Source organism: Microbacterium wangyouchuni, assembly GCF_051546305.1.
Classification (GTDB): domain Bacteria; phylum Actinomycetota; class Actinomycetes; order Actinomycetales; family Microbacteriaceae; genus Microbacterium.
In genome coordinates, this window is record NZ_JBPTMA010000004.1 from 408,783 (window position 1) to 430,115 (window position 21,333).

At 63.4% G+C, this 21,333-nt stretch carries 26 protein-coding genes; 5 read left to right on the forward strand and 21 right to left on the reverse strand.

Annotated features, from left to right (window positions below; genetic code table 11):
- Window positions 1-19: 19 nt before the first annotated feature.
- The gene (gene dapF, locus ACSS7Z_RS11175; RefSeq protein ID WP_438254787.1) at window positions 20-892 is read right to left on the reverse strand and encodes a diaminopimelate epimerase; all 873 of its coding nucleotides are present in this window, start codon (window positions 890-892) and stop codon (window positions 20-22) included.
- Between the two features lie 9 nt (window positions 893-901).
- Window positions 902-1,582 carry an ArsR/SmtB family transcription factor gene (locus ACSS7Z_RS11180; RefSeq protein WP_438254789.1) on the reverse strand — a complete coding sequence of 227 codons (681 nt, stop codon included), beginning with the start codon at window positions 1,580-1,582 and terminating at the stop codon, window positions 902-904.
- A gap of 63 nt (window positions 1,583-1,645) precedes the next feature.
- Here ACSS7Z_RS11180 and ACSS7Z_RS11185 point away from each other — a divergent pair, with 63 nt between their 5' ends.
- The 3 genes from ACSS7Z_RS11185 to ACSS7Z_RS11195 all read left to right on the forward strand — a co-directional run bounded on the left by ACSS7Z_RS11185 (window position 1,646) and on the right by ACSS7Z_RS11195 (window position 2,818).
- On the forward strand, window positions 1,646-2,104 hold the full coding sequence (locus tag ACSS7Z_RS11185) for an OsmC family protein (protein WP_438254790.1): 459 nt from the start codon (window positions 1,646-1,648) through the stop codon (window positions 2,102-2,104).
- A complete protein-coding gene (locus ACSS7Z_RS11190) occupies window positions 2,101-2,505 on the forward strand; it encodes a hypothetical protein (protein WP_438254792.1) in 405 nt (134 codons plus the stop codon). The genes ACSS7Z_RS11185 and ACSS7Z_RS11190 overlap by 4 nt, the downstream gene beginning before the upstream one ends.
- An 82-nt stretch (window positions 2,506-2,587) precedes the next feature.
- Window positions 2,588-2,818, forward strand: a complete 231-nt coding sequence (locus ACSS7Z_RS11195; RefSeq protein WP_438254794.1) for a PLDc N-terminal domain-containing protein — start codon at window positions 2,588-2,590, stop codon at window positions 2,816-2,818.
- On the opposite strand, the gene ACSS7Z_RS11200 is transcribed toward ACSS7Z_RS11195, so the two are convergent.
- The 12 genes from ACSS7Z_RS11200 to dapA form a co-directional block, all read right to left on the reverse strand.
- Window positions 2,782-3,324, reverse strand: coding sequence for a dihydrofolate reductase family protein (locus ACSS7Z_RS11200; protein ID WP_438254795.1), 543 nt, complete (start codon window positions 3,322-3,324; stop codon window positions 2,782-2,784). The genes ACSS7Z_RS11195 and ACSS7Z_RS11200 overlap by 37 nt on opposite strands.
- 32 nt (window positions 3,325-3,356) lie before the next feature.
- Window positions 3,357-4,265 (reverse strand): tRNA (adenosine(37)-N6)-dimethylallyltransferase MiaA, encoded by a 909-nt coding sequence (miaA, locus tag ACSS7Z_RS11205; protein ID WP_438254797.1) that lies wholly within the window; start codon window positions 4,263-4,265, stop codon window positions 3,357-3,359.
- Window positions 4,258-5,808, reverse strand: a complete 1,551-nt coding sequence (gene miaB, locus ACSS7Z_RS11210) for a tRNA (N6-isopentenyl adenosine(37)-C2)-methylthiotransferase MiaB (RefSeq protein WP_438254798.1) — start codon at window positions 5,806-5,808, stop codon at window positions 4,258-4,260. The genes miaA and miaB overlap by 8 nt, the downstream gene beginning before the upstream one ends.
- A gap of 55 nt (window positions 5,809-5,863) precedes the next feature.
- Window positions 5,864-6,544 carry a regulatory protein RecX gene (locus ACSS7Z_RS11215; protein ID WP_438254800.1) on the reverse strand — a complete coding sequence of 227 codons (681 nt, stop codon included), beginning with the start codon at window positions 6,542-6,544 and terminating at the stop codon, window positions 5,864-5,866.
- A gap of 2 nt (window positions 6,545-6,546) precedes the next feature.
- Complete coding sequence (recA, locus tag ACSS7Z_RS11220) at window positions 6,547-7,602, reverse strand: recombinase RecA (protein WP_438254802.1); 1,056 nt, start codon at window positions 7,600-7,602, stop codon at window positions 6,547-6,549.
- A 252-nt stretch (window positions 7,603-7,854) separates the two neighbouring features.
- Entirely contained in the window at window positions 7,855-8,079 is a 225-nt protein-coding gene (locus ACSS7Z_RS11225; RefSeq protein ID WP_438254803.1) for a DUF3046 domain-containing protein, read from the reverse strand.
- Between the two features lie 9 nt (window positions 8,080-8,088).
- On the reverse strand, window positions 8,089-8,397 hold the full coding sequence (locus ACSS7Z_RS11230) for a helix-turn-helix domain-containing protein (RefSeq protein ID WP_438254804.1): 309 nt from the start codon (window positions 8,395-8,397) through the stop codon (window positions 8,089-8,091).
- A 156-nt stretch (window positions 8,398-8,553) separates the two neighbouring features.
- Window positions 8,554-9,036, reverse strand: coding sequence for a CinA family protein (locus tag ACSS7Z_RS11235; protein ID WP_438254806.1), 483 nt, complete (start codon window positions 9,034-9,036; stop codon window positions 8,554-8,556).
- On the reverse strand, window positions 9,033-9,611 hold the full coding sequence (gene pgsA, locus ACSS7Z_RS11240) for a CDP-diacylglycerol--glycerol-3-phosphate 3-phosphatidyltransferase (protein WP_438254807.1): 579 nt from the start codon (window positions 9,609-9,611) through the stop codon (window positions 9,033-9,035). The genes ACSS7Z_RS11235 and pgsA overlap by 4 nt, the downstream gene beginning before the upstream one ends.
- Entirely contained in the window at window positions 9,611-12,340 is a 2,730-nt protein-coding gene (locus tag ACSS7Z_RS11245) for a DNA translocase FtsK (RefSeq protein WP_438254809.1), read from the reverse strand. The genes pgsA and ACSS7Z_RS11245 overlap by 1 nt, the downstream gene beginning before the upstream one ends.
- Window positions 12,341-12,403: 63 nt before the next feature.
- Window positions 12,404-14,080: a ribonuclease J gene (locus ACSS7Z_RS11250; protein ID WP_438254810.1), complete on the reverse strand. Its 1,677-nt coding sequence runs from the start codon at window positions 14,078-14,080 to the stop codon at window positions 12,404-12,406.
- 68 nt (window positions 14,081-14,148) lie between these two features.
- A complete protein-coding gene (gene dapA, locus ACSS7Z_RS11255) occupies window positions 14,149-15,126 on the reverse strand; it encodes a 4-hydroxy-tetrahydrodipicolinate synthase (protein ID WP_438254811.1) in 978 nt (325 codons plus the stop codon).
- Window positions 15,127-15,192: 66 nt separating this feature from the next.
- Here dapA and ACSS7Z_RS11260 point away from each other — a divergent pair, with 66 nt between their 5' ends.
- Window positions 15,193-15,726 (forward strand): NUDIX domain-containing protein, encoded by a 534-nt coding sequence (locus ACSS7Z_RS11260; protein WP_438254812.1) that lies wholly within the window; start codon window positions 15,193-15,195, stop codon window positions 15,724-15,726.
- 30 nt (window positions 15,727-15,756) lie between these two features.
- On the opposite strand, the gene ACSS7Z_RS11265 is transcribed toward ACSS7Z_RS11260, so the two are convergent.
- The 3 genes from ACSS7Z_RS11265 to ACSS7Z_RS11275 are packed head-to-tail and all read right to left on the reverse strand — an operon-like array spanning window position 15,757 to window position 17,800.
- The gene (locus tag ACSS7Z_RS11265; protein ID WP_438254813.1) at window positions 15,757-16,518 is read right to left on the reverse strand and encodes an SDR family NAD(P)-dependent oxidoreductase; all 762 of its coding nucleotides are present in this window, start codon (window positions 16,516-16,518) and stop codon (window positions 15,757-15,759) included.
- Window positions 16,518-16,994: a dihydrofolate reductase gene (locus ACSS7Z_RS11270; RefSeq protein WP_438254815.1), complete on the reverse strand. Its 477-nt coding sequence runs from the start codon at window positions 16,992-16,994 to the stop codon at window positions 16,518-16,520. Before ACSS7Z_RS11270 ends, ACSS7Z_RS11265 begins: the two co-directional genes overlap by 1 nt.
- Window positions 16,991-17,800 (reverse strand): thymidylate synthase, encoded by an 810-nt coding sequence (locus tag ACSS7Z_RS11275; RefSeq protein WP_438254817.1) that lies wholly within the window; start codon window positions 17,798-17,800, stop codon window positions 16,991-16,993. The genes ACSS7Z_RS11270 and ACSS7Z_RS11275 overlap by 4 nt, the downstream gene beginning before the upstream one ends.
- A gap of 97 nt (window positions 17,801-17,897) precedes the next feature.
- On the opposite strand from ACSS7Z_RS11275, the gene ACSS7Z_RS11280 reads away from it, so the two are divergent.
- Window positions 17,898-18,323, forward strand: a complete 426-nt coding sequence (locus tag ACSS7Z_RS11280; protein WP_438254818.1) for an OsmC family peroxiredoxin — start codon at window positions 17,898-17,900, stop codon at window positions 18,321-18,323.
- Window positions 18,324-18,344: 21 nt separating this feature from the next.
- Here ACSS7Z_RS11280 and ACSS7Z_RS11285 read toward each other — a convergent pair whose 3' ends face one another.
- From ACSS7Z_RS11285 to ACSS7Z_RS11300, 4 genes are all read right to left on the reverse strand, one after another.
- Entirely contained in the window at window positions 18,345-18,785 is a 441-nt protein-coding gene (locus ACSS7Z_RS11285; protein ID WP_438254820.1) for a hypothetical protein, read from the reverse strand.
- Entirely contained in the window at window positions 18,785-19,531 is a 747-nt protein-coding gene (gene dapB, locus ACSS7Z_RS11290) for a 4-hydroxy-tetrahydrodipicolinate reductase (protein WP_438254822.1), read from the reverse strand. The genes ACSS7Z_RS11285 and dapB overlap by 1 nt, the downstream gene beginning before the upstream one ends.
- 37 nt (window positions 19,532-19,568) lie before the next feature.
- Window positions 19,569-20,171, reverse strand: a complete 603-nt coding sequence (locus ACSS7Z_RS11295; RefSeq protein ID WP_438254824.1) for a histidine phosphatase family protein — start codon at window positions 20,169-20,171, stop codon at window positions 19,569-19,571.
- A gap of 80 nt (window positions 20,172-20,251) precedes the next feature.
- Complete coding sequence (locus ACSS7Z_RS11300; protein WP_438254826.1) at window positions 20,252-21,280, reverse strand: aldo/keto reductase; 1,029 nt, start codon at window positions 21,278-21,280, stop codon at window positions 20,252-20,254.
- Window positions 21,281-21,333: the final 53 nt, after the last annotated feature.

A 21,333-nucleotide genomic window follows, 5' to 3' on the forward strand; every position in this document is an offset into this window, starting at 1 on the left:
AGACTCTGGCATTCGAACATCAGACGAGGTCGATCGTGCCGGTGTAGACCAACTGTGCAGGTCCGGAAAGAGCAACGTGCTCGCCGTCCTCAGCCGGGAACATCCGTACCCCGAGGGCGCCGCCGGGCGTCTCGACGCGCCAGTTATCCGGTGCACGGTCGCCCGCCCAATAACGCACAGCAAGCGCGGTGGCCGCTACCCCGGTGCCGCAGCTGAGGGTCTCCCCCACGCCGCGTTCGAACACGCGCATCTTCACGTGCCCGACACCGTCGCGCACGAGCGGCTCTCCCGGGACGACGAACTCCACATTCGCGCCAGCCGAAAGCTGGGGCTCGAGCTCCGGATTGTATTCGAGTTCGAGTCCGGTCAGTTCCTCGTCGGATGCCAGCGCGACAACGACGTGCGGGTTGCCCAGGTCAATGCCTAGTCCTGGGCGTGCGACGTCGAGGCCTCGAGCCTTGGCGAGAGGATCGTCTCCGGACAGACGCCAGCGCCCGAGATCCACCTGATAGCCGGTGCCGCTGCTGGTCACATCGCGCACTCCGGCGCGCGTGCCGATCGGCAGTGTTGATCCGGGTTCGATTGTCGCGAGTCCGGCGCGAACCAGATAGTGCGCGAAGACACGGATGCCGTTGCCGCACATCTCAGCGATCGACCCATCGGCGTTGCGATAGTCCATGAACCATTCGGCTGCGGGCTCCTCTGCAAGCGAGGCCCGGCCTTCCGGGAGAACGGCGGAGCGCACAACCCGCAGCACGCCGTCTGCGCCGATACCGAAGTTGCGGTCGCAGAGTGCGGCCACCTGCTCGGCGGTGAGCTCTAGCTCGCCATCCGGATCGGCGATGATGATGAAGTCATTGCCGGTGCCATGTCCCTTGGTGAATGCGACCATGGGAACAGTCTAAAGAGGATCGGACACCCGCCAGATCTCTTTCAGTGCCAGGTGGCCGGCACGTGTGATGTCCACTCCGCGACCTACCGGCCGTCGAACCACCCATGCGCGTTCGATGAATGCTTGCGCGATTGCAGATCCCAATGATCCTGCGAGGTGGGGTCTGCGCTCGGTCCAGTCCGGACAACCGCGGGTCAGGCGTCGGCGCGCCTGGGAGAGTTCGTTCACCTCAATGCCCTGTGCGCGTAGATGCGCGGCGCCTCGCTCCGTGACATCGACCAGATCCGTGGCGAGCCACCCGTTTTCGACCAGGCTGTCGGCCAGTGCGATTCCCAGTCTGCCTGCCAGATGGTCGTAGCAGAGCCGCGCATGAGCAAGGTCTCGCGCTCCGGCCGCCTGTCGATACGTGATCTCCGGTGCTGGCGGACACAGATGTCCCAGGCGTTCCAGCGCACTCGCTACGTCGGCGTCCGTGATGGCATAGAAGCGCTGACGCCCACGCGGTCTGCACACGATGAGGCCGGCGTCGAGCAGCGCCGAAAGATGCTCGCTCGCTGTCGACGCGCTGACGCCTGCAGCAGCGGACAGTTCCCCGGCAGGACGGGCCGAACCATCCATCAGCATGTTGAGGAAGGCGGAGCGGGTCGGTGCTGACAGCGCACGCCCGATCACGGAGAGATCACGCGACATGGCGCCATCGTACGCGAGCACACTTCGGTACATCCCGAAACGTCCCCGCAGTATCGTGCCAGCATGACACTCCACACATACGACACCGCTCTCCGCTGGCACGGCTCGACTGCCGATGGTTATCGCGGGTACTCCCGTGGTCACACGGCAACAGTGGCTCCGACTGACGCGGTACTGGCCCTGTCCGCAGACCCCGCTTTCCGCGGCGATGCGACCCTACTCAATCCGGAACAGCTTCTTGTCACAGCCACGAGCTCTTGTCAGCTTCTGTCCTTTCTCGCGGTAGCGGCGATGCGCGGGATCCATGTCCACGACTACACGGACACGGCTCGGGGGTTCATGGATGACCGAGTATCCCCCGCTGCGATCTCGCGCATCGTGCTGCAACCGGTGATCACCGTCCTCCGGGGCACCGACAGCGCAGACGTTCTCGACGCAGTCAACGCCGCTCATGCAGGCTGCTACATCGCGAACTCTCTCCGATCCAGCGTGGAGCTCCGGCCGACGGTGGTCGTAGCGTGAGCGTCGTGCTGCGGGACATCGGCCTGTTGCTGCGCACGGGGCCGGGCTCTCTTGCGGAGTTCGGCGAGGTCCTCGGAGCCGCACGTGTCAGCCTCGAAGGCGGGGGCGTGTTTACGTATCAGGATGCATCGATCGCGCACTTCCTCGTGGATGATGCCGACGCCGCAGTCGAAGCTTTGAATGCCCACGGAATCGGCCCCGTCATCATCAGCGACGTCGTCATGCTGAGACTCGATCAGGGGAAAGCAGGTCAGCTCGGCGCCTTCACTCGCATCCTCGCCGATGCGGGCATCGAGATTCTCGTGCAGTACAGCGATCACGACCACCGACTGGTCCTGGTCGTACCGCCCGATCAGCACCTGCGCGCCACGCAGATTGCTTCTGCTTGGGACGTCCGCTGACTGCCGCAGAACTCTACAGCGAATACTGCCCCGCTCTGGCGTGCGAAGCGGCTGAGGTCGAGGATGGAGTCAGGAGGATGACATGGGACGCAAGAAGAAAGACATCAGCCAGGTGAGCCCGGCGGGAAAAGCGGCGCTCGGAGTGCTCGGAATCGTGCAGGTCGCCTTCGCTGCACTGGCATTCTGGGATCTGGCACATCGGACGGACAGGCAGCTACGGGGCGCAAAGCCCGCCTGGATCCCCGTCATTCTGGTGAACTGGATCGGTCCCGCCGTCTACTTCGTATTCGGTATCAGACGCGATACCCGGTAACGTCCGCAAAGGAAATCACGGTTACGGGCGACGTCTAAAAGCTCGAGATCGAGCGCGCGTGGGAACAGCGGGGCCCCTGCTCCGAGGGTAACCGGTGCGAACTGCACCCAGACCTCATCGAGCAGACCGGCGTCGGCGAACTGGCCTGCCAGGTCACCGCCACCGATGATCCAGAGATCCTGCTCTCCTGCAGCTACTGTCATTGCTGCGTGGACCTCGGCGATGGGCGCCTGAGTGAGTGTCACTTCCGCGCCATCCGGCACGGGAAGATCGCGATGTGTGAACACCCAGGCGGGCTGGGTGTAACCCCATTGGCCCTGCTCATGCTCCAGCACCCACTCGTAGGTGGAAGCTCCCATCGCCAGCGCGCCGATCGTCTTCTCGAACTGCTGATAGGCCATCGCGCCGTCTGGATCGACATCCTGCTTCAGGAGCCAATCGAGTGAGTGATCTGTCGTCGCGATGAAGCCGTCGAGGCTGGACGCGGTGAAATAGTGAGTCGCCATACAAGGACGTTCGCATCCACCACCGACATCAGTCAGATCACGTCCGCTGGATCCGTTCCAGGGCTAACCCATTCCAGGTCCGGATAGCGTTTGAACCACGAAACCTGACGGCGTGCGTAGCGTCGCGTCAGCGCTTGAGTCTCGGCGATCGCGTCTGCCTCTGACTTCTCCCCTGCCAGCTGCGCGAGCGCCTGGGCGTAACCGATGGCTCGTGGGGCGGTCGTACCGCGTTCCAGGCCTGCTTCGCGAAGCAGAGCGACCTCGCCAAGAATCCCCTGCTGCCACATCCGTTCCACGCGGCGGTCGAGGCGCTCGACGAGCTCCGGACGATCGACGTGCAGGCCAACGATTCGGGTGTCCGGGTGCCACAGCCGTGGCTCTTCCGGCAGAGCCGCACCGTGTGTCTGGGCGCCCTGTTCAATAACTTCCAAGGCACGTATCACGCGGCGGCTGTTCTTCGAGTCGATGCGCGCTGCCGTCGCGGCATCGGCCTGTTGCAGCCGGGCGAAGAGCGCGGGAGCTCCATGCTCCTCCAGTTCGAGTGCGAGTCGCTCACGTACGGCAGGATCGCGCGGTGGGAAATGGAAATCGAAAATGACGCTCGATACATACAGTCCGGAACCGCCGACCAGAATCGCGTCCCCACCACGTGCATGGATGTCGGCGATCGCGGCCCGTGCCAGCGGCTGATACCAGGCGACCGCGGCCTCCTCATCCACCTCGCGAACATCGAACATGTGGTGCGGAATGCCCCGACGTTCAGCGAGCGGAAGTTTTGCTGTGCCGATATCCATGCCCCGGTACAGCTGCATCGCATCGGCGTTAACGATCTCTGCGGAGTTCCCCCGCGCTCGCAAAGCCTCGGCAAGATTCAGCGCGAGGTCACTCTTACCGGTGCCTGTCGCTCCGACGATCGCCCAGACGCGAGGAGTGTCAGACACCGACGCGCAGCGTGGGAAGGCCGAGCGAAACCGCTCGCGGAGCACTAGATTCGCCGGCCGCGGCGGGCACGCCACAGGACTCGGCCTGCGAACGATCCCAGGCGTCACCGCCGCGCGTGCGACGAACCCGCAGCGGAGCACCGGCCGGGTCGTCCGCAAGCAGGTGGAATGGTGCGCCGTGCGTGATCTTCACCGTCACCACATCACCGGGACGCGGCAGCTCCGATCCCTCGGTGACTTCGAAGTGCACGAGACGGCCGTCTTCAGCGCGCCCCGTCAGCCGGTGTGTCGCGGCATCCTTTTTACCCTCGCCAACTGAGACGAGAACGTTGACCTCGCGACCGACCTGCGCCTGATTCTCTTCGAGCGAGATCCGCTCCTGCAACGCGAGCAGACGGTTGTAGCGCTCCTGCACAACAGCCTTCGGAACCTGATCTTCCATCGTCGCCGCTGGCGTTCCCTCGCGGATCGAGTATTGGAAGGTAAAGGCGCTCGCGAAGCGGGCCTGCTCGACCACGCGCATCGTGTCTTCAAAGTCTTCTTCGGTCTCGCCAGGGAATCCCACGATGATGTCAGTGGTGATCGCGGCGTACGGAATGCGCTCGCGCACCTTGTCGAGAATGCCGAGGAACTTCGAACTGCGGTATGAGCGACGCATCGCCTTCAGAACGCGATCGCTGCCAGACTGCAGCGGCATGTGCAGCTGCGGCATGACGTTCGACGTCTCAGCCATCGCGTCGATGACGTCGTCGGTGAACGCAGCCGGGTGCGGACTCGTGAAGCGGATGCGCTCGAGCCCCTCGATCTGACCTGCTGCGCGCAGCAGTTTGCTGAACGCCTGGCGGTCACCGAACTCCACACCGTAGGAGTTCACGTTCTGGCCGAGCAGCGTGACCTCGATTGCGCCGTCTTCGACGAGCAAGCGGATCTCGTTCAGGATGTCACCGGGGCGACGGTCCTTTTCTTTGCCCCGCAGACTCGGGACGATGCAGAACGTGCACGTGTTGTTGCAGCCAACGGAGATCGACACCCATCCACTGTGCGCAGAGTCGCGCTTGGTGGGCAGCGTGGAGGGGAATACCTCGAGCGATTCCAGGATCTCCAGCTCAGCATCACCGTTGTGACGAGCACGTTCCAACAGACCGGGCAGCGAACCCATGTTGTGTGTGCCGAAGACGACATCAACCCAGGGGGCCTTATCGAGTACTGCTTCTTTGTCCATCTGGGCAAGACAGCCACCCACGGCGATCTGCATGCCCTCTTTGCGCCGCTTCACCGAGGCGAGGTGGCCGAGGGTTCCGTAGAGCTTGCCTGCGGCGTTATCGCGGACAGCACAGGTATTGATGATGACGACATCGGCTTCAGCGCCGCTGTCTGCTCGGAGGTATCCGGCGCTTTCCAGCGAGCCGGACAGGCGCTCGGAATCGTGCACATTCATCTGGCACCCGAACGTGCGCACTTCGTAGGTTCGCTGTTGTCCGTCTGCGTCGACGGCCGCCGACGAGGCCGTGATGATCGTCGGTTCACTGCGCGGAGTAATCATGGTGCAACCATTCTACGAGCGGAAACCGGGACTCTCTCCGAAGCCGGGAAGATCGTCACTCCGAATCGACGAAACGCACCCCGCTGGGCCGCGTGCCCAGGGACGCTTCGGTCAGCGCCGTCCGCGCAGCCGTCATGGCGACAGAGCCGCCGTACCCCCGGCGTGCCAGCTGCCCGACAAGCCGGCGCAATGCTGTCTCGAAGTCCAACCGTGACAGCGAGCGCGCCTTCGTTCGCGCGAACTCCAGCGCGCGTTCGGCATCATCGTCGGGAAGCTCGCCCAGGGCAGCGTCGATGACATCACGACGGAGGCCGCGCTGTGCGAGCGAACGGGACAGCGCGATGCGCCCCTGGCCCTTGCGTTCGATGCCAGAGGTCACCAGTTGCTCGGCAAGGGCCGCATCGTCCAGGTAGCCGCGTCGACAGAAGTCATCGATCACATCATCGATCTGCGCAGAATTCAGTTCGTTACCGCGAAGTATCTGGCGTGCCTCGGAGAGGGAGAGAGAACGCGCACGCAGCTTGCGCACGAGTGCCTCTTCGGCAGTGCTCCGAGCTTCGTCGTGCTCGCGGTCGTCGCGGTCGTCGTTCTTGTCGCGCTCGTCGTCAATGTGTGTTTCGCTACCGCCTTCAGCGTGAGCTCTCCGCACAGGCAAGCTCGACGCCGGAACAAGCTTCCCGCCGAACAGCGGGATCACGGGGGCGAGGTCTGACTCGCCCCCGTTTCCGTCAGCCATGATCAGGCCGGACGACGCTGTGCGAGTTCATCAGCAGTCGCAGGCGCCTCTTCTGCCTTCGCGCCACCGATGCCGAGCTTCTGCTTGATCTTCGTCTCGATCTCCAGAGCGATGTCAGCGTTCTTGATCAGGAAGTTACGGGCGTTCTCCTTGCCCTGTCCCAGCTGATCGCCCTCGTAGGTGTACCAGGAGCCCGACTTCTTCACGAGAGCGTGCTCAACACCGAAGTCGATGAGACTTCCCTCACGGGAGATTCCCGTGCCGTACAGGATGTCGAATTCTGCCTGCTTGAAGGGCGGAGCCATCTTGTTCTTCACGACCTTGACCCGCGTGCGGTTACCCACAGCCTCGGTGCCGTCCTTCATCGTCTCGATGCGACGAATGTCGAGTCGCACCGAAGCGTAGAACTTCAGCGCCTTGCCACCGGCCGTGGTCTCCGGCGAACCAAAGAAGACACCGATCTTCTCGCGCAACTGGTTGATGAAGATCATCGTGGTGTTCGTCTGGCTCAGACCACCCGTGAGCTTGCGTAGTGCCTGCGACATGAGCCGTGCCTGCAGGCCCACGTGAGAATCACCCATCTCGCCCTCGATCTCAGCACGCGGCACAAGAGCAGCCACCGAGTCGATGACGATGAGGTCGATGGCGCCAGAGCGCACGAGCATGTCAGCGATCTCGAGAGCCTGCTCACCGGTGTCTGGCTGCGAGACGAGAAGAGCATCGATGTCAACACCGAGCTTCTTCGCGTACTCCGGGTCAAGTGCGTGCTCAGCGTCGATGAAAGCGGCGATGCCGCCGCCACGCTGCGCGTTCGCGATAGCGTGCAGCGTCAACGTTGTCTTACCCGACGACTCAGGGCCGTAGATCTCTACGATGCGGCCACGCGGGAGACCACCGACGCCAAGAGCGACGTCGAGGGCGATGGAGCCTGTCGGAATGACGGCAACCGGCGCGCGCTCGTCGCTACCCAGTCGCATGACCGAGCCTTTTCCGAACTGCCGGTCGATCTGGGCGAGAGCTGAATCCAGGGACTTCTCGCGGTCTGCGGATGATGCCATCATGTGCTCCTATTTGTTCGCGTGGTGCCGCCTGTAGGCTGTCGCGGCCACCCCGACTGGGGCGAACTCTCCGACAAGGCGTATGGTTTTTCGGCCTGTCTTCACCGTAGAAGGGGGCTCAGACATTGCGTCGGAAATCCCAGGAACGGTGGAAAACGTCGCCTCGAAACCATGTGTGCAGAACACTACGCGCACTTCGAACAGATATTCGACGACACGCCGAATCTGTGTCGACTTGTATCGGACGTCGACTCAGCTCTTTCGCGGCTCCATCCGGCCAGCACCGTAACGACGGTTCGCCGGAACATCGGTCGCATCGCAGAGTGCGAGCCAGATGTCACGTGGTGCCACACCAGCATCCAGCGCTTCCGATGCAGTGCGGTTGCCGATCGCGTCCAAGACGAGGTCCGTCGTCAGATTCGAAGCCCTCGCACCGAACTCAATTTGGACAGCTCGAAGAAACTCACTACGTCGCATCGACGGCGATCAGTGCAGCGAGAGCTCGGGCTCGATCGATGCGACCAGGTCGTCCGGAACAACATCAGGGAACACCTGGATGCCTTCAAGAACAGAGATGCGGTCGCCGACCTCGCGCATGATCATCGAGATAGGGACGTCGAGTGCCTCAGCAACCGAAGCGAGAATCTCGCTGGAGGCTTCCTTCTGCCCTCGCTCAACCTCGCTGAGATATCCGAGCGCAACGGAAGCCTTGCTCGCAACCTGCCGGAGCGTACGCCCCTTCTGCAGGCGGAAGTCCCTCAGCACATCGCCGATTTCCTGTCGTACAAGAATCATCGGAACCTCCCCTCCATTTCCTTGCCCGGAGCCACTTGCGAATGGATCGCCAGTCTAACCCGATGCGTTAGGAAAAACGCTACCCTTTCACGCTGTGCTTTGCTTGTGAGCACGCCTGTCATTGACACATTGATAATAACCGGCATCGAGGCAGGACTATTCCCGCAGCCGTTCCCGTACGGCCTGAATCGCCGCTTCCACGCTCTGAGCGCGAATCGCTGCTCGGTCTCCGGGGAATCGAAAGGCAAAGGAGCTGACGCGACCGCCAACGGCCACTCCGATATGCACGGTGCCCACAGGTTGGCCATCGGGCGAATCGGGCCCGGCGATCCCGGTCGTCGACACACCGACATCCGCCGGTCGTCCGTCAACTTGGACGGCTCCACAGACCCCCAGCGCCATCTGCTCCGCGACGGTCGAATGCACGGGTCCGTGTTCCTTCAACAGCTCCGCGTCCACGTTGAGCAGCGATGCCTTCACCGGGGTCGCATAAGCGACCACCGCGCCCAGCAACGTGGCAGATGCTCCAGGAACCGAAACGAGGTCGGCTGTGAGCGCCCCGCCCGTCAAAGATTCGGCTACCCCGAGCGTCCAGCCTCGCTCGGTCAGTGCGCCGATCAGCTCGGAAGCGGCACTCACTGCTGGCTCGCCCGAGCTCCGCGCACCTGTGAGAGTACGTAGTCGATTCCGCTGACCACCGTCAGCACCAGCGTCGCGTACATCAGCACAACACCGATGACGCTCCACCAGTCCATGCCGATCAGTTGATGAAGCGGCAGCAGGCACCAGCTCAACGCCACGCCCTGAACCGCCGTCTTGAGCTTTCCCATCCATGCGGCTGCCACAATGTGACTGCGCGCAACCACGAACCGGTGGAGCGTCACACCCCATTCACGGATGAGGATGATGATGACCACCCACCACGGCCATTCGCCGAGAATCGCCAGACCGACGAAACCAGCTCCGGTCAGCAGCTTGTCCGCGATCGGATCCCAGAGCTTTCCGAAGTCGCTGACGATGTCATATTTGCGCGCCAGATAGCCATCGACCCAGTCCGTGGATATCGCGACGACGAACAGGACGCCAGCTACCCAGCGGAGCGTGAGGTCATCAGAGCCGAACGGTCCACCGATCAGCAGCACCACGAAAAAGACGACGGCGAGCGGGATACGGGCGATCGTGATCGCGTTCGGCAGCTGCCGCGGAATGGCCATCAGTCGCGTCCCGTCAGTCCCCAGGCGTCTTCGTCGCCCCCATCTTCGTCAACGACCGGCAAGCCCTCGAACTGCGCTTCGATGGGATCGAACCCGGGCGCCGCAGCGGGCGGGTTCGCGGGGTGAGCCACGGGCGCGGGCTGAGCTGCCGGCGCAGCAGCAACCGGCACATCATCACCACGCAACTTGGCCATAACGGCCGGCAGCTGCTCAGGTGTGACCAGGACATCGCGCGCTTTCGATCCCTCGGACGGGCCGACGATCTCGCGTGACTCCAGCAGGTCCATCAGACGACCGGCCTTCGCGAAGCCGACGCGGAGCTTGCGTTGCAGCATCGACGTCGAACCGAACTGCGATGACACGATCAACTCAGCTGCGGCCAGCAGCACCTCGAGGTCGTCTCCAATGTCCTCGTCGACTTCCTTCTTCTTCTTCGGCTCGAGAGCCTCCTGCACATCAACCCGGTACTCGGGTCGGGCCTGAGCGGTCACATGTTTGACGACCGCATCGATCTCGCTCTCTTCGACCCATGCACCTTGAAGGCGGAACGGCTTGGAAGAGCCCATCGGCGAGAAGAGCGCATCACCCTGGCCGATGAGCTTGTCTGCACCTGGAGAATCCAGAATCACTCGGCTGTCCGTGACGCTCGTCACGGCGAAAGCGAGACGCGAAGGGACGTTGGCCTTGATCAGACCGGTGACGACATCGACAGACGGACGCTGTGTTGCCAGAACCAAGTGAATTCCTGAGGCTCGCGCCAGCTGAGTGATGCGGACGATCGAGTCCTCGACATCCCGCGGAGCGACCATCATAAGGTCGGCGAGCTCGTCGACGACGACCAGAAGATACGGATAGGGCTTGAGCACCCGCTCGCTGCCGACGGGGAGTTCGACCTCGCCTGCGCGCACGGCCTTGTTGAAGTCGTCGATGTGGCGGAAGCCGAACGATGCGAGATCGTCGTAGCGCATGTCCATCTCTTTCACGACCCACTGCAGCGCTTCGGCCGCCTTCTTCGGGTTCGTGATGATGGGCGTGATGAGGTGCGGAACGCCCGCATAGCTGGTGAGTTCCACGCGCTTCGGGTCGATCAGCACCATGCGCACGTCTGTCGGACGCGCACGCATGAGCAAGCTCGTGATCATCGAGTTCACGAAGCTGGACTTACCAGAACCGGTCGAACCGGCAACCAGAAGGTGCGGCATCTTCGCGAGGTTCGCCACGACGATCTTGCCGCCGACATCCTTGCCAACGCCGATAGTCATCGGGTGCGTGCTGCTGGTGGCCACCGGTGAACGCAGAACATCCCCGAGCGCGACCATCTCCTTGTCGACGTTAGGAATCTCGATGCCGATCGCGCTCTTACCCGGAATCGGCGAGAGGATGCGCACATCATTCGAAGCAACCGCGTAGGCGAAGTTGTTGCTCAGCTGCGTGATCTTCTCAACCTTGACGCCGTGACCGACCTCGATCTCATACTGCGTCACCGTCGGCCCACGCGAGAAGCCGGTGACCTTCGCATCCACCTTGAACTGCGTAAGCACGCTGGTGAGCTGTTCAATCACGCGGTCTGTCGCGTCCGAGCGCATGATCGGAGCCGGACCTTCGCCGAGCACCCCCTGCGACGGCAGCACATAGGGAGCACTGGGCGCGTGCAGCCCGCGTTCGCCGGGGCCGTCCGTGCCGAATCCGGAGAGTCCGGGGAGTTCGGGCTGCTCACCGGTGTCACCGTAGTCGTCGAGGAGTGCTGTGCTGCTTTTACCTGCCAGACCGGCTGTCACGCTCTCGACATCCGTGAGGACCTCGGTTGCGGCATCCGCGGGATCAGCGAGGATGACGGCCTGATCGTAGGCGGTGTTATCCACCGGCGGGGTGTCACTCTGCGGCAGCAGTTCAGTGAGATCCTGTGACCCGATGCCCTCGTCGGGATCCTCTTCGCGGCCGGTCTTGTTACGCCGCCACCAGGGCAGCGAATCGTCAGATTCGGCGTCGTCGGATCCATCGGCCTCGGACGCTGCCGGTTTCTGTGCGTTCGGGTCTGGGCGCTCAGCGCCGAACATCCACGCGTAGAGATCGCCCAGGCGCGTGCCGATGCGGTTCGGCGGAGTCTTCGTGATGATGAGGATGCTGAGCGCTGCCAGAACCGAAAGCACGATGTAGGCGACGATGTCGGTCAGGTACGACAGCGGCTCCCCCAGCATCCATCCGAACAGGCCACCGGCCGCGCTGAGCGCTGGCATGCCGTCCTGGGGTTCAGGCTTGCCGCCCGCGACATGACAGATTCCAGCGATCGAGATCACGAAAAGACCGAAGCCGATCCCGATGCGGCCGTTGTCGTGCACCGAGGAGGGGTGCCGGAACAGCCAGCCGGCCAGAATCAGCAGCAGCACCGGCAGCAAGAATGCCGTACGCCCGATCAGCAGGCCCACGGAGTACGCGCTGATGTTCTGCGCGATCTCGTTGCCGATAAAGAACCACTCGTTGACCGCGCCAAGGCAGGCGAGCAGCACCAGCAGCAGCGGGAACCCGTCCCGACGCTGATCCTTATCCAGTGACTCCGGGCCGAACGCGCGGAAGAGGCCGCCGACGCCATGAGCGAGCCCGACCCAAGCGCGTACCGCTAGTGCCGGCTTCTCAACCTCGTCGACGTACTTCTTGGGTGCGGCCGCGGCCTTGGCGCGCGCCGGAGGCTTCTCGGACGCGCGCGAGGTCTTCGTGGTACTCCTGGCCATACCGAAAGACTACGTTCCGCTGCCGGAATGCCGCGTAATGACGCGGCATGCCGGCAGAATCGGCTAGGCCGCGATGACGAGGGGAACGATCATCGGACGGCGGCGCAGCTTCTGGTTCACCCAGCGTCCGATCGTGCGGCGAACAACCTGGGAGAGCGCGTGTGTGTCACGCACGCCGTTACCCGAGGCCTCCTTCAGCGCCGCCACGATCTTCGGAACGACATCATCGAAGACGGTGTCGTCCTCGGCGATACCGCGAGCATGGATCTCCGGCCCCGAGACGATGTTTCCGGTGGCAGCATCCACAACGATGATGATCGAGACGAACCCTTCCTCACCGAGAATCCGCCGGTCCTTGAGATCGGCATCCGTGATCGCTCCCACGGTCGAGCCATCAACGTAGACGAAGCCGATGTCGAGCTGACCGGCGACGTGCGCCTCGCCGTCCTTGAGGTCGATGATCGTGCCGTTGGAGGCAATGATCGTGTTCTCCTCCGGGACGCCGGTCTCCTGGGCGAGCTTGGCGTTCGCGATCAGGTGACGGTATTCGCCGTGCACGGGCAGCACGTTCTTAGGCTTGAGGATGTTGTAGCAGTAGATCAGCTCCCCCGCCGCGGCGTGACCTGACACATGCACCCGGGCGTTCGCCTTGTGCACGACGTTGGCGCCGAGCTTCGTGAGCCCATCGATGACACGGTAAACGGCGTTCTCATTACCGGGGATCAGGCTGGACGCCAGGATGACGGTGTCGCCCTCGCCGACCTCGATCGCGTGCTCACGGTTGGCCATGCGGCTGAGCACAGCCATCGGCTCACCCTGGGAACCGGTCGACATGTAGACGATCTTCTCGTCTGGCAGATCTCGCGCCTTCTTGTAATCGATGAGCACGTTATCGGGGACCTTGAGGTATCCGAGGTCAGCGGCGATGGTCATGTTGCGCACCATGCTCCGCCCCAGCAGTGCAACCCGACGCCCGTTCGCGTGGGCGGCGTCCAGCACCTGCTGAACACGATGCACGTGGCTGGAGAAACTCGCCACGATCACCCGGCGCGGTGCCTTGGCGATCACCTGGTCAAGGACCGGGCCGATGGACTTCTCGGTCGGTGTGAAACCGGGCACGTCAGCGTTCGTGGAATCGACCAGGAACAGATCGACGCCCTCTTCGCCCAAGCGCGAGAACGCACGCAGGTCGGTGATGCGGCCATCCAGCGGCAGCTGGTCCATCTTGAAGTCGCCGGTGGCCAGCACCATTCCCGCTGGTGTGCGGATGGCGACGGCAAGGGCGTCCGGAATCGAGTGGTTAACCGCGATGAACTCCAGGTCGAACGGCCCAACCTTCTCGTGCTGCTCTTCCTTCACCGTGAGGGTGAACGCCTTGATCCGATGCTCCTTGAGCTTGGCTTCAATCAGCGCGAGTGTCAGACCTGAGCCGATCAGCGGAATGTCGTTCTTCAGACGCAGCAGATACGGAACGGCACCGATGTGGTCTTCGTGCCCGTGAGTGAGGACGATGCCGACGATGTCGTCGAGGCGGTCTTTGATCGGCTCGAAGTCCGGCAGGATCAGGTCGACGCCGGGCTGGTGCTCCTCAGGGAAGAGCACACCGCAGTCCACGATGAGGATCTTGCCGTCGTACTCGAAGGTCGTCATGTTGCGACCGATCTCGCCCAAGCCACCCAGCGGGATGACGCGGAGGGCCCCCTCGGCGAGCGGTTCGGGAGCGGCGATGGGATTGGACATTGATGTCTCCTCAGTCGGACACTCGTCGTGCCCGGTCGTTCTTATGGGCGCGCGACGCGCCCGTCGTCTCAGCGCGTCGTACCGTGCACCTTCGGCAGGGCACCACCGGCGGCCGCATTGCGGTCGGGGCGGAAGTTCGAGAAATCTGCACCAGCGATATCGGTGACGACAGACAACTCGTCTTCGATGAGCGCGGCCTCCCACTCCTCCGGACCGACCAGCGGAAGTCGTACCCGAGGGCTGGAGATACGGCCGAGGCCGTGCAGGATGTATTTCGCCGAGACCGTACCGGGAACATGTGTCATCGTGGCCCGAACGAGCGGCTCGAGGCGCTTGTGCTCTGCCGTGGCGGCAGCAAGGTCGCCGCGGTTCACAGCATCCACGATCGTGCGGTACGGTGCAGCGGTGATATTCGCGGTGACGCCGATGAGTCCGGTTGCGCCGATGGCGAGATGCGGCAGTGCATTCGCATCGTCACCGGAGAAGTACATCAGATCAGTCTGATTCAGCACGCGGCTGACCTCGCTGAAGTCGCCCTTGGCGTCCTTCACGGCAAGAATATTCGGGTGCTTGGCCAGACGCAGAATCGTCTCGTACTTGATCGGCACACCCGTGCGACCCGGGATGTCGTACAGGATCACCGGCAGGTCGGTGGAGTCTGCCACCAGACGGAAATGCGTCAGGATTCCTGCCTGGGTCGGCTTGTTGTAGTACGGCGTGACAATCATGATGCCGTCAGCGCCGGCTTTCTCACTGGCCTTGTAGAGCTCGATCGCGTGCGCTGTCTCGTTGGAGCCACCGCCGGTGATGATCTTCGCGCGGCCCGAGGAGACGGACTTGCCGACTTCGACGAGCTTGAGCTTCTCGGGGTCGGTAAGCGTAGAGGTCTCGCCAGTCGTCCCGGTCACAACGATGCCGTCCGCACCAGCGGTGATGACGTCATCCATGTGCTTTTCGACGGCGGGCCAATCGACTTCACCGTCGGCCGTCATCGGAGTGACGAGCGCGACGAGAACCTGTCCGAAAGGGTTACCCGAGTGCGTCATGGTCCCAGCGTATCGGTGTTGAGTCGCTCGCCGCGACGCGGATGAAGCCGCTACTAGAGTCGACGCATGACCTGGCGCACCAACGACTCGCGGATCGTTTACGAGAATCCATGGATCTCAGTGCGTGAGGATGCTGTCACCGGCCCCGCCGGCGACGGGATCTACGGCGTGGTCTCGGTACGTCACCCCGCCGTTTTCATCGTTGCCGTTGACGACGAGATGCGCGTGTGCCTGGTGACACTCGAGCGGTACACGACCGGACGATCGATCGAAGTTCCCGCCGGCGGCAGCGATGGAGAGGAGCCCCTGCTGGCCGCGCAACGCGAACTGCTCGAAGAAACCGGAATGCGCGCCGCTACGTGGACGCAGGTCGGGCTGATGAACGCCCTGAACGGCGTAACCATCGCGCCTGAGTACGTGTTTCTCGCTGAGGAGCTCACCGCAGCCGCCGGATCTGCTCAGGCGGAAGAGGGCATCGTCGAGGTCTCTTGGATCCCGTTCGACGAGGTGCTGCGCATGGTCGCTGACGGACGCATCACCGATGGAGAAACGGTCGGCGCACTCGCGTACGCGGGCATTCATCTCGGCCGCTTCCGCTGAGCTGCATCCTCAGCGAAGCGCGTAAGGCGATCACATGCGCCCGCGTCGTCCGGCCTTAGATAGCAGAGCGGAGGGGACGATCCGCGTCGCCGCGACGATCAGTTTGTAGCGCCAGGACGGTACCGACAGCGACTTGCCACGCGCAGCGTCGCGAAGTCCCTCGCGAACGACGGTGCGGGCATCCAGCCACATCCACGCGGCGATCCCCTCCTCACCGGGAGGCAGGCCCATCCGCTCGTGAAAATTCGTGTGCGTGAAGCCGGGGCACAACGCCGTGACGGTGACGCCATCTCGGGCGTATTCGGAGTTCGCCCATTCGCTGAAGCCGACCAGCCACCTCTTGCAGGCGGCGTACGTCGATCGCGGGATGAATGCGGCGACCGATGCAACGTTGATGATCCGGCCACCACGTCCACGCATCGCACCGAGCGCTGCGTGCATCAGCCGCAGCGGCGCTTCGACATGGATTCGAAGATGCCGCACTTCATCGGCTACGTCGTTGTCCGCAAATTTCAGTGGGAGCCCGAACCCCGCGTTGTTGATCAGCAGATCGATCGGATGCTCCGGGTCAACGAGGCGCTTCACCACACGTTCCACCCCGGTCTCATCCACCACGTCGGCGACGAGCACCTCGACAGCGACACCATAGGTCTGGCGCAGTTCGACCGCCAGTTGCTCCAGAGCATCATCCGAGCGCGCCACGAGCACGAGATCAGCTCGGCGCTGAGCGAGTTGTCGAGCGAATTCAGCGCCGAGGCCAGCGCTGGCACCCGTGATGAGGGCGATCGGCATCAGCGCTCATATCCGAGAAAGCGGAAGCGGATTCCGGCGCGAGAGGTCTGCCACTCCCCCTCGTCCACGAGCCGCCAGCCGTCCTTCGACGGCGCATAAGCATCACCGGCCACCTTCAGATCCAGCTCGGTGACCTCCAGCCGATCGGCGTGCCCGATCACCTGAGCGAAGATCTCCGCTCCACCGATGATCCAGACCTTGTCCAGCCCGCGCACGGCTGCGCTCAAGTCTGGAGCACGGCGTGCACCTTCGGCTGTCCAGTCCTGCTGGCGGGTGATGACAATGTTGTCGCGTTGCGGCAGGGGGCGGAACCGCTCCGGAAGCGAATCCCAGGTCTTGCGCCCCATCACCACGGGTGCGGACAGCGTGATTTCCTTGAAGTGCGCGAGATCCTCTGGCACATGCCACGGCATGCCGCCTTCGGCGCCGATGACACCACCGGCCGCCTCAGCCCAGATCAGGCCGACCCAGGTCATACCGCTACTGCCGCACGGATCGGCGGGTGGTGCTGGTAGCCCTCGACGACGAAATCGGAGAAGTCGTAGTCCAAAATCGACTCCGGCTTTCGCGCGAACGTCAGCGTCGGGTAGTCGTAGGCGTCGCGGGAGAGCTGCTCGCGCACCTGCTCGCGGTGATTGTCGTAGATGTGACAGTCGCCACCGGTCCACACGAAGTCGCCGGGTTCGAGCCCCACTTGCTGGGCGACCATCAACGTCAGCAGCGCGTAGCTGGCGATGTTGAACGGCACGCCGAGGAACATGTCGGCGCTGCGCTGATAGAGCTGGCACGACAGCTTGCCGTCGGCGACGTAGAACTGGAACAGGGCGTGGCAGGGCGCGAGCGCCATGTCTGGGATATCGGCCGGGTTCCATGCCGAAACGATCAGGCGTCGCGAATCCGGAGTCGCCCGAATCTGGTCGATCACCTGCGAGAGCTGATCGATGTGCTCGCCGTCGGGCGTCGGCCAGGAGCGCCACTGGACGCCGTAGACCGGGCCGAGGTCACCGTCTGCATCGGCCCATTCGTCCCAGATGCTGACGCCATGCTCCTGTAGCCAGGTGACATTCGAATCCCCGCGCAGGAACCACAGCAGCTCATAGGCGATCGATTTGAAATGCACCCGCTTGGTGGTGATCAGCGGGAAGCCCTTAGCCAGATCAAAACGGATCTGGCGTCCGAACACGCTGGTGGTGCCGGTTCCGGTGCGGTCATCCTTGTGAGTGCCGTGCTCAAGTACGTCACGGAGCAGATCTTCATACGGCGTCGGGACAGCTGCGCTCATGTCTGTCAGGATACCCGGTACGTGATGGAGCTGTTCCCCGGAGTGTGGTTCGTCGATAGGCTGACCGAACACCCGGTCCCGACTTCTGGAGGAAATTATGCCTATCACCAGCGAAGCAACGACGATCTGGAACGGTTCTCTTGCCGAGGGCTCCGGCACTGTCCAGTTCTCCTCGTCGAATATCGGCACCTTCCCGATCAACTGGAAGGCCCGCAGCGAAGGCTCCGACAGTACGACGACTCCCGAAGAGCTCATCGCAGCTGCGCACGCATCCTGCTTCAGCATGGCGCTCTCGCACGCGCTGAGCGAGAACGGCACGCCGCCGGAGAACGTGAACACGAGCGCGTCGGTGACCTTCAAGCCCGGCGTCGGTATCAGCGGCAGCCACCTCAACGTCAACGCAACCGTTCCCGGACTCACCCAGGAGCAGTTCCAGGAGATCGCCGAAGGCGCGAAAACCGGATGCCCGGTGTCTCAGGCGCTGGCCGGCATCGAGATCACGCTCGAGGCAACACTCGCCTGAGTATCCACTCCGAGCGGAGGGCTAAGCCTTCCGCTTGGAGACCTGGATGGCGTGGCGAATACTCGCACGCGCGTCTTTACGCCGCCCTGCGGCATCCTGCACCACGCCCAGTCGATACCGTGCACGCCATTCGTCCGGAGCAGCATCCGCCTCCGCGATATAGCGCCGGATCATTGGTTCGGCATCGGCCTTGGCGATACGGCCACTGGGCGTCAGGTCGGTCTCCGCTACCGGCATCCCGCCCTCGCCGTCGAGTTTCGTGCCGAGTTTTTCAGCCTGAACGCCGAACTGGATCTCTCGCACCAGCGCCCAGATCCCGATCATCGGCAGCACCAGCAGCGCGATGCCCATCGCGATGCCGACGGGTTGACCACTCGTGATGAAGAGGATGGCCTTCTGTCCCATCAGCACGAAGTACAGGATCAGGGCGGCGCCGATCAGCGCGACACCGATGCGCGTCATCACGAGCGGGCTCGGATTCCGATGTCAATCATGTTCTCCAAACCGATCACGACACCGCGCGCCTCAGCAGCGAACGGCACAGCCAGACGGATGCCCGGGGCGTAGGCCTCGGCGGGTTCCACCGTGTCGTGAGTGATGGTCAGCGTCTCTCCCGGTCCGGACAGAATCGCATCCTGACGGGCGATCACCCCGGCGCGGCGGAGCGAATGCACGGGAACGCCGGCGACCTGCTGGCCACGAGCGCGCTGGTCGGCGTGGGGCGCGTTGACGGGGCCGACCTCGGATCGCGCGGCGGCAATGAGCTCAGCGGTTCGCACCGCGGTGCCGCTGGGCGAGTCGATCTTCGTATCGCGATGCGCCTCGACGATCTCCGCGGAGGAGAAGAACGGTGCCGCTGCGGCGGCGAGGGCCGAGCCGAGTACGGAGCCGAGTGAGAAGTTCGGAATGAACACCGCACCCGTTCCTGCGGATTGCACCAGCGGACGAACCAGCGCGATTCGATCCGCTGACCAACCAGATGTCGCGACGAGAACATTGATCCCGTACTCGACTGCTGCACGGACGACTTCGATGCTCACCTGAGGGGTGGATGCGTCGACGACAAGATCAGCATCGCTGAGCTCCGAGAGATCACTCGAAGAGGACAGCACGCGCGTCACTTCGAATCCCGGAAGATCATCAATCACGCTTTTGATTATCGTTCCGAGCTTGCCGGTACCGCCGACGAGAGCCACCTGCTTGGTCATGTACCCAGTCTATTTGGCTCCGCTGCCCCTGACGTGTTCACGCCGGCATCGGGTCGGGCAGCCCGGTCCACAACTCGACCGGCAGGTGGCTGAGCTCATTATGGTTGACGAGCGACCAGGGCCGGCCCTGCTTCTGCGCAATCACGGTCAACCCGCAGTGAGCCTGGTTCAACGTCATCCATCGCCACTCCGGTGCACCGAGAACTTCGCGTACGAACCAGGCGATGACGAAGTTGTGCGTGATCAGGACTTCGTGAACATCGCCCTGTTTGCGCACGAGGAATTCGCTGACCGCGTCGGCCATCTGAGCGCCTCCCGCCTCGATCTCAGCTTCTGTGATCGAGCCGAAGAAGGGTTCATAAGCGGATGGCGTCTCGTCTGACATCCCCGTGGGAACGCAGTCGAAGAGCAATGCCGATGGCTCAGGTGTCACTGCGGGAAGCCGCTCGGCGATCGCTCGGGCAGTTTCGGTCGCTCGGAGCAGTGGCGAATGCCATACCCGGTTCAGCGGAAGACCGGACAGCCTGTCGGCGATCAATTCCGCCTGTCGCCGCCCCCGAGGAGAAAGGGGGCCGTCGTCGACGCCGTGCTCAGCGTCTTGATGTTCGCCATGTCTGACCAGATAGATGTAATGCGTCACAACCCACTCGCTTCGTTACCCACTGTCACAGGGGGCGCGTCCAGCCTACCCGTCCGGAAACGTCTCGGGGCGCGCTGTGCTCAATTACCGGCGCGGGTGAGTTCTGCGATCTGCGTGCGGGTCAACGAGATGCCCGCTCCCTGCATCAGCTCTTCGACGTGTTGCATCGCGAAGGTATTGACGATGGGCGCGGCGATCGTACGCTGCGCGAGCAGCCAGGCGATCGAGACGGCGGCAACCGGTGCCTGAAGATCTGTTGCGATCTGGTCCAGCGCGCGCAGGATCCGGATGCCGCGGCGATTCAACCGCTCGCGCAACTGTTCACCGCGAACGCCCTGAGAAATCAGCGCCTTGCTGCGGTGGCGGCCCGACAGGAATCCGTGCTCCAGCGCGTGCGATGGCGTGACTGCCAAGTTCTGCGCCCCGGCCACGAGGCGCAGATCGCCCTCGAATGCATCGCGGCGAATCAGGTTGTACGGCTCATCAAGGACCTCGATACGGGGATACCCGGCCGACGCGAGAATTCGCGCTTCTACGAGCCGTTCCGGTGCGAACCGGAATGCGCCGAGGACGTTGATCTTCCCTGCGCCACGCAACCACTCCGCGGTCGCGAGGGTGTCCTCGAGGTTCGTGCTCTGATCAAGTGTGGCATCCAGGTAGAGGATGTCGATGCGCTCGACCCCGAGACGAGTGAGAGAGCCTTCGACGGCGCGCACGAGGTTGGTCGCCCCGAGCCCGGGGTTGTCAGCATGAGAGCCGACGCGAACGCCCAGCACGACGTCACGCAGTTGTCTGCGCGAGCGCAGCCACTGCCCGATGATGTGCTCGCTTCGGCCGCCGGAGAACCCGTCGGCGGTGTGCACGGCATTGCCACCAAACTCCACGTAGCGATCGAGGATCGCATGGCTGGTCTCGAGGTCGACATTCCAGCCGAACTCCGCCGCGCCCAGGATCAGCGGAAAGACTTCGATCCCGGTGTCACCGATCGGAACACGCAGCGTCTCACCGATGCCGGGGCCGACGACGGGAATCGGAGCGGAAGGATGCTCGTACGACATGCTGGACGCGCTCGTCTGGTGCGCAGTGTCCCCTGTTCCGAACAACCGCATCCTTCAACCACCTCCGCACGCGTGATCTCTGTCGTTACTTGCTTGACATGCGG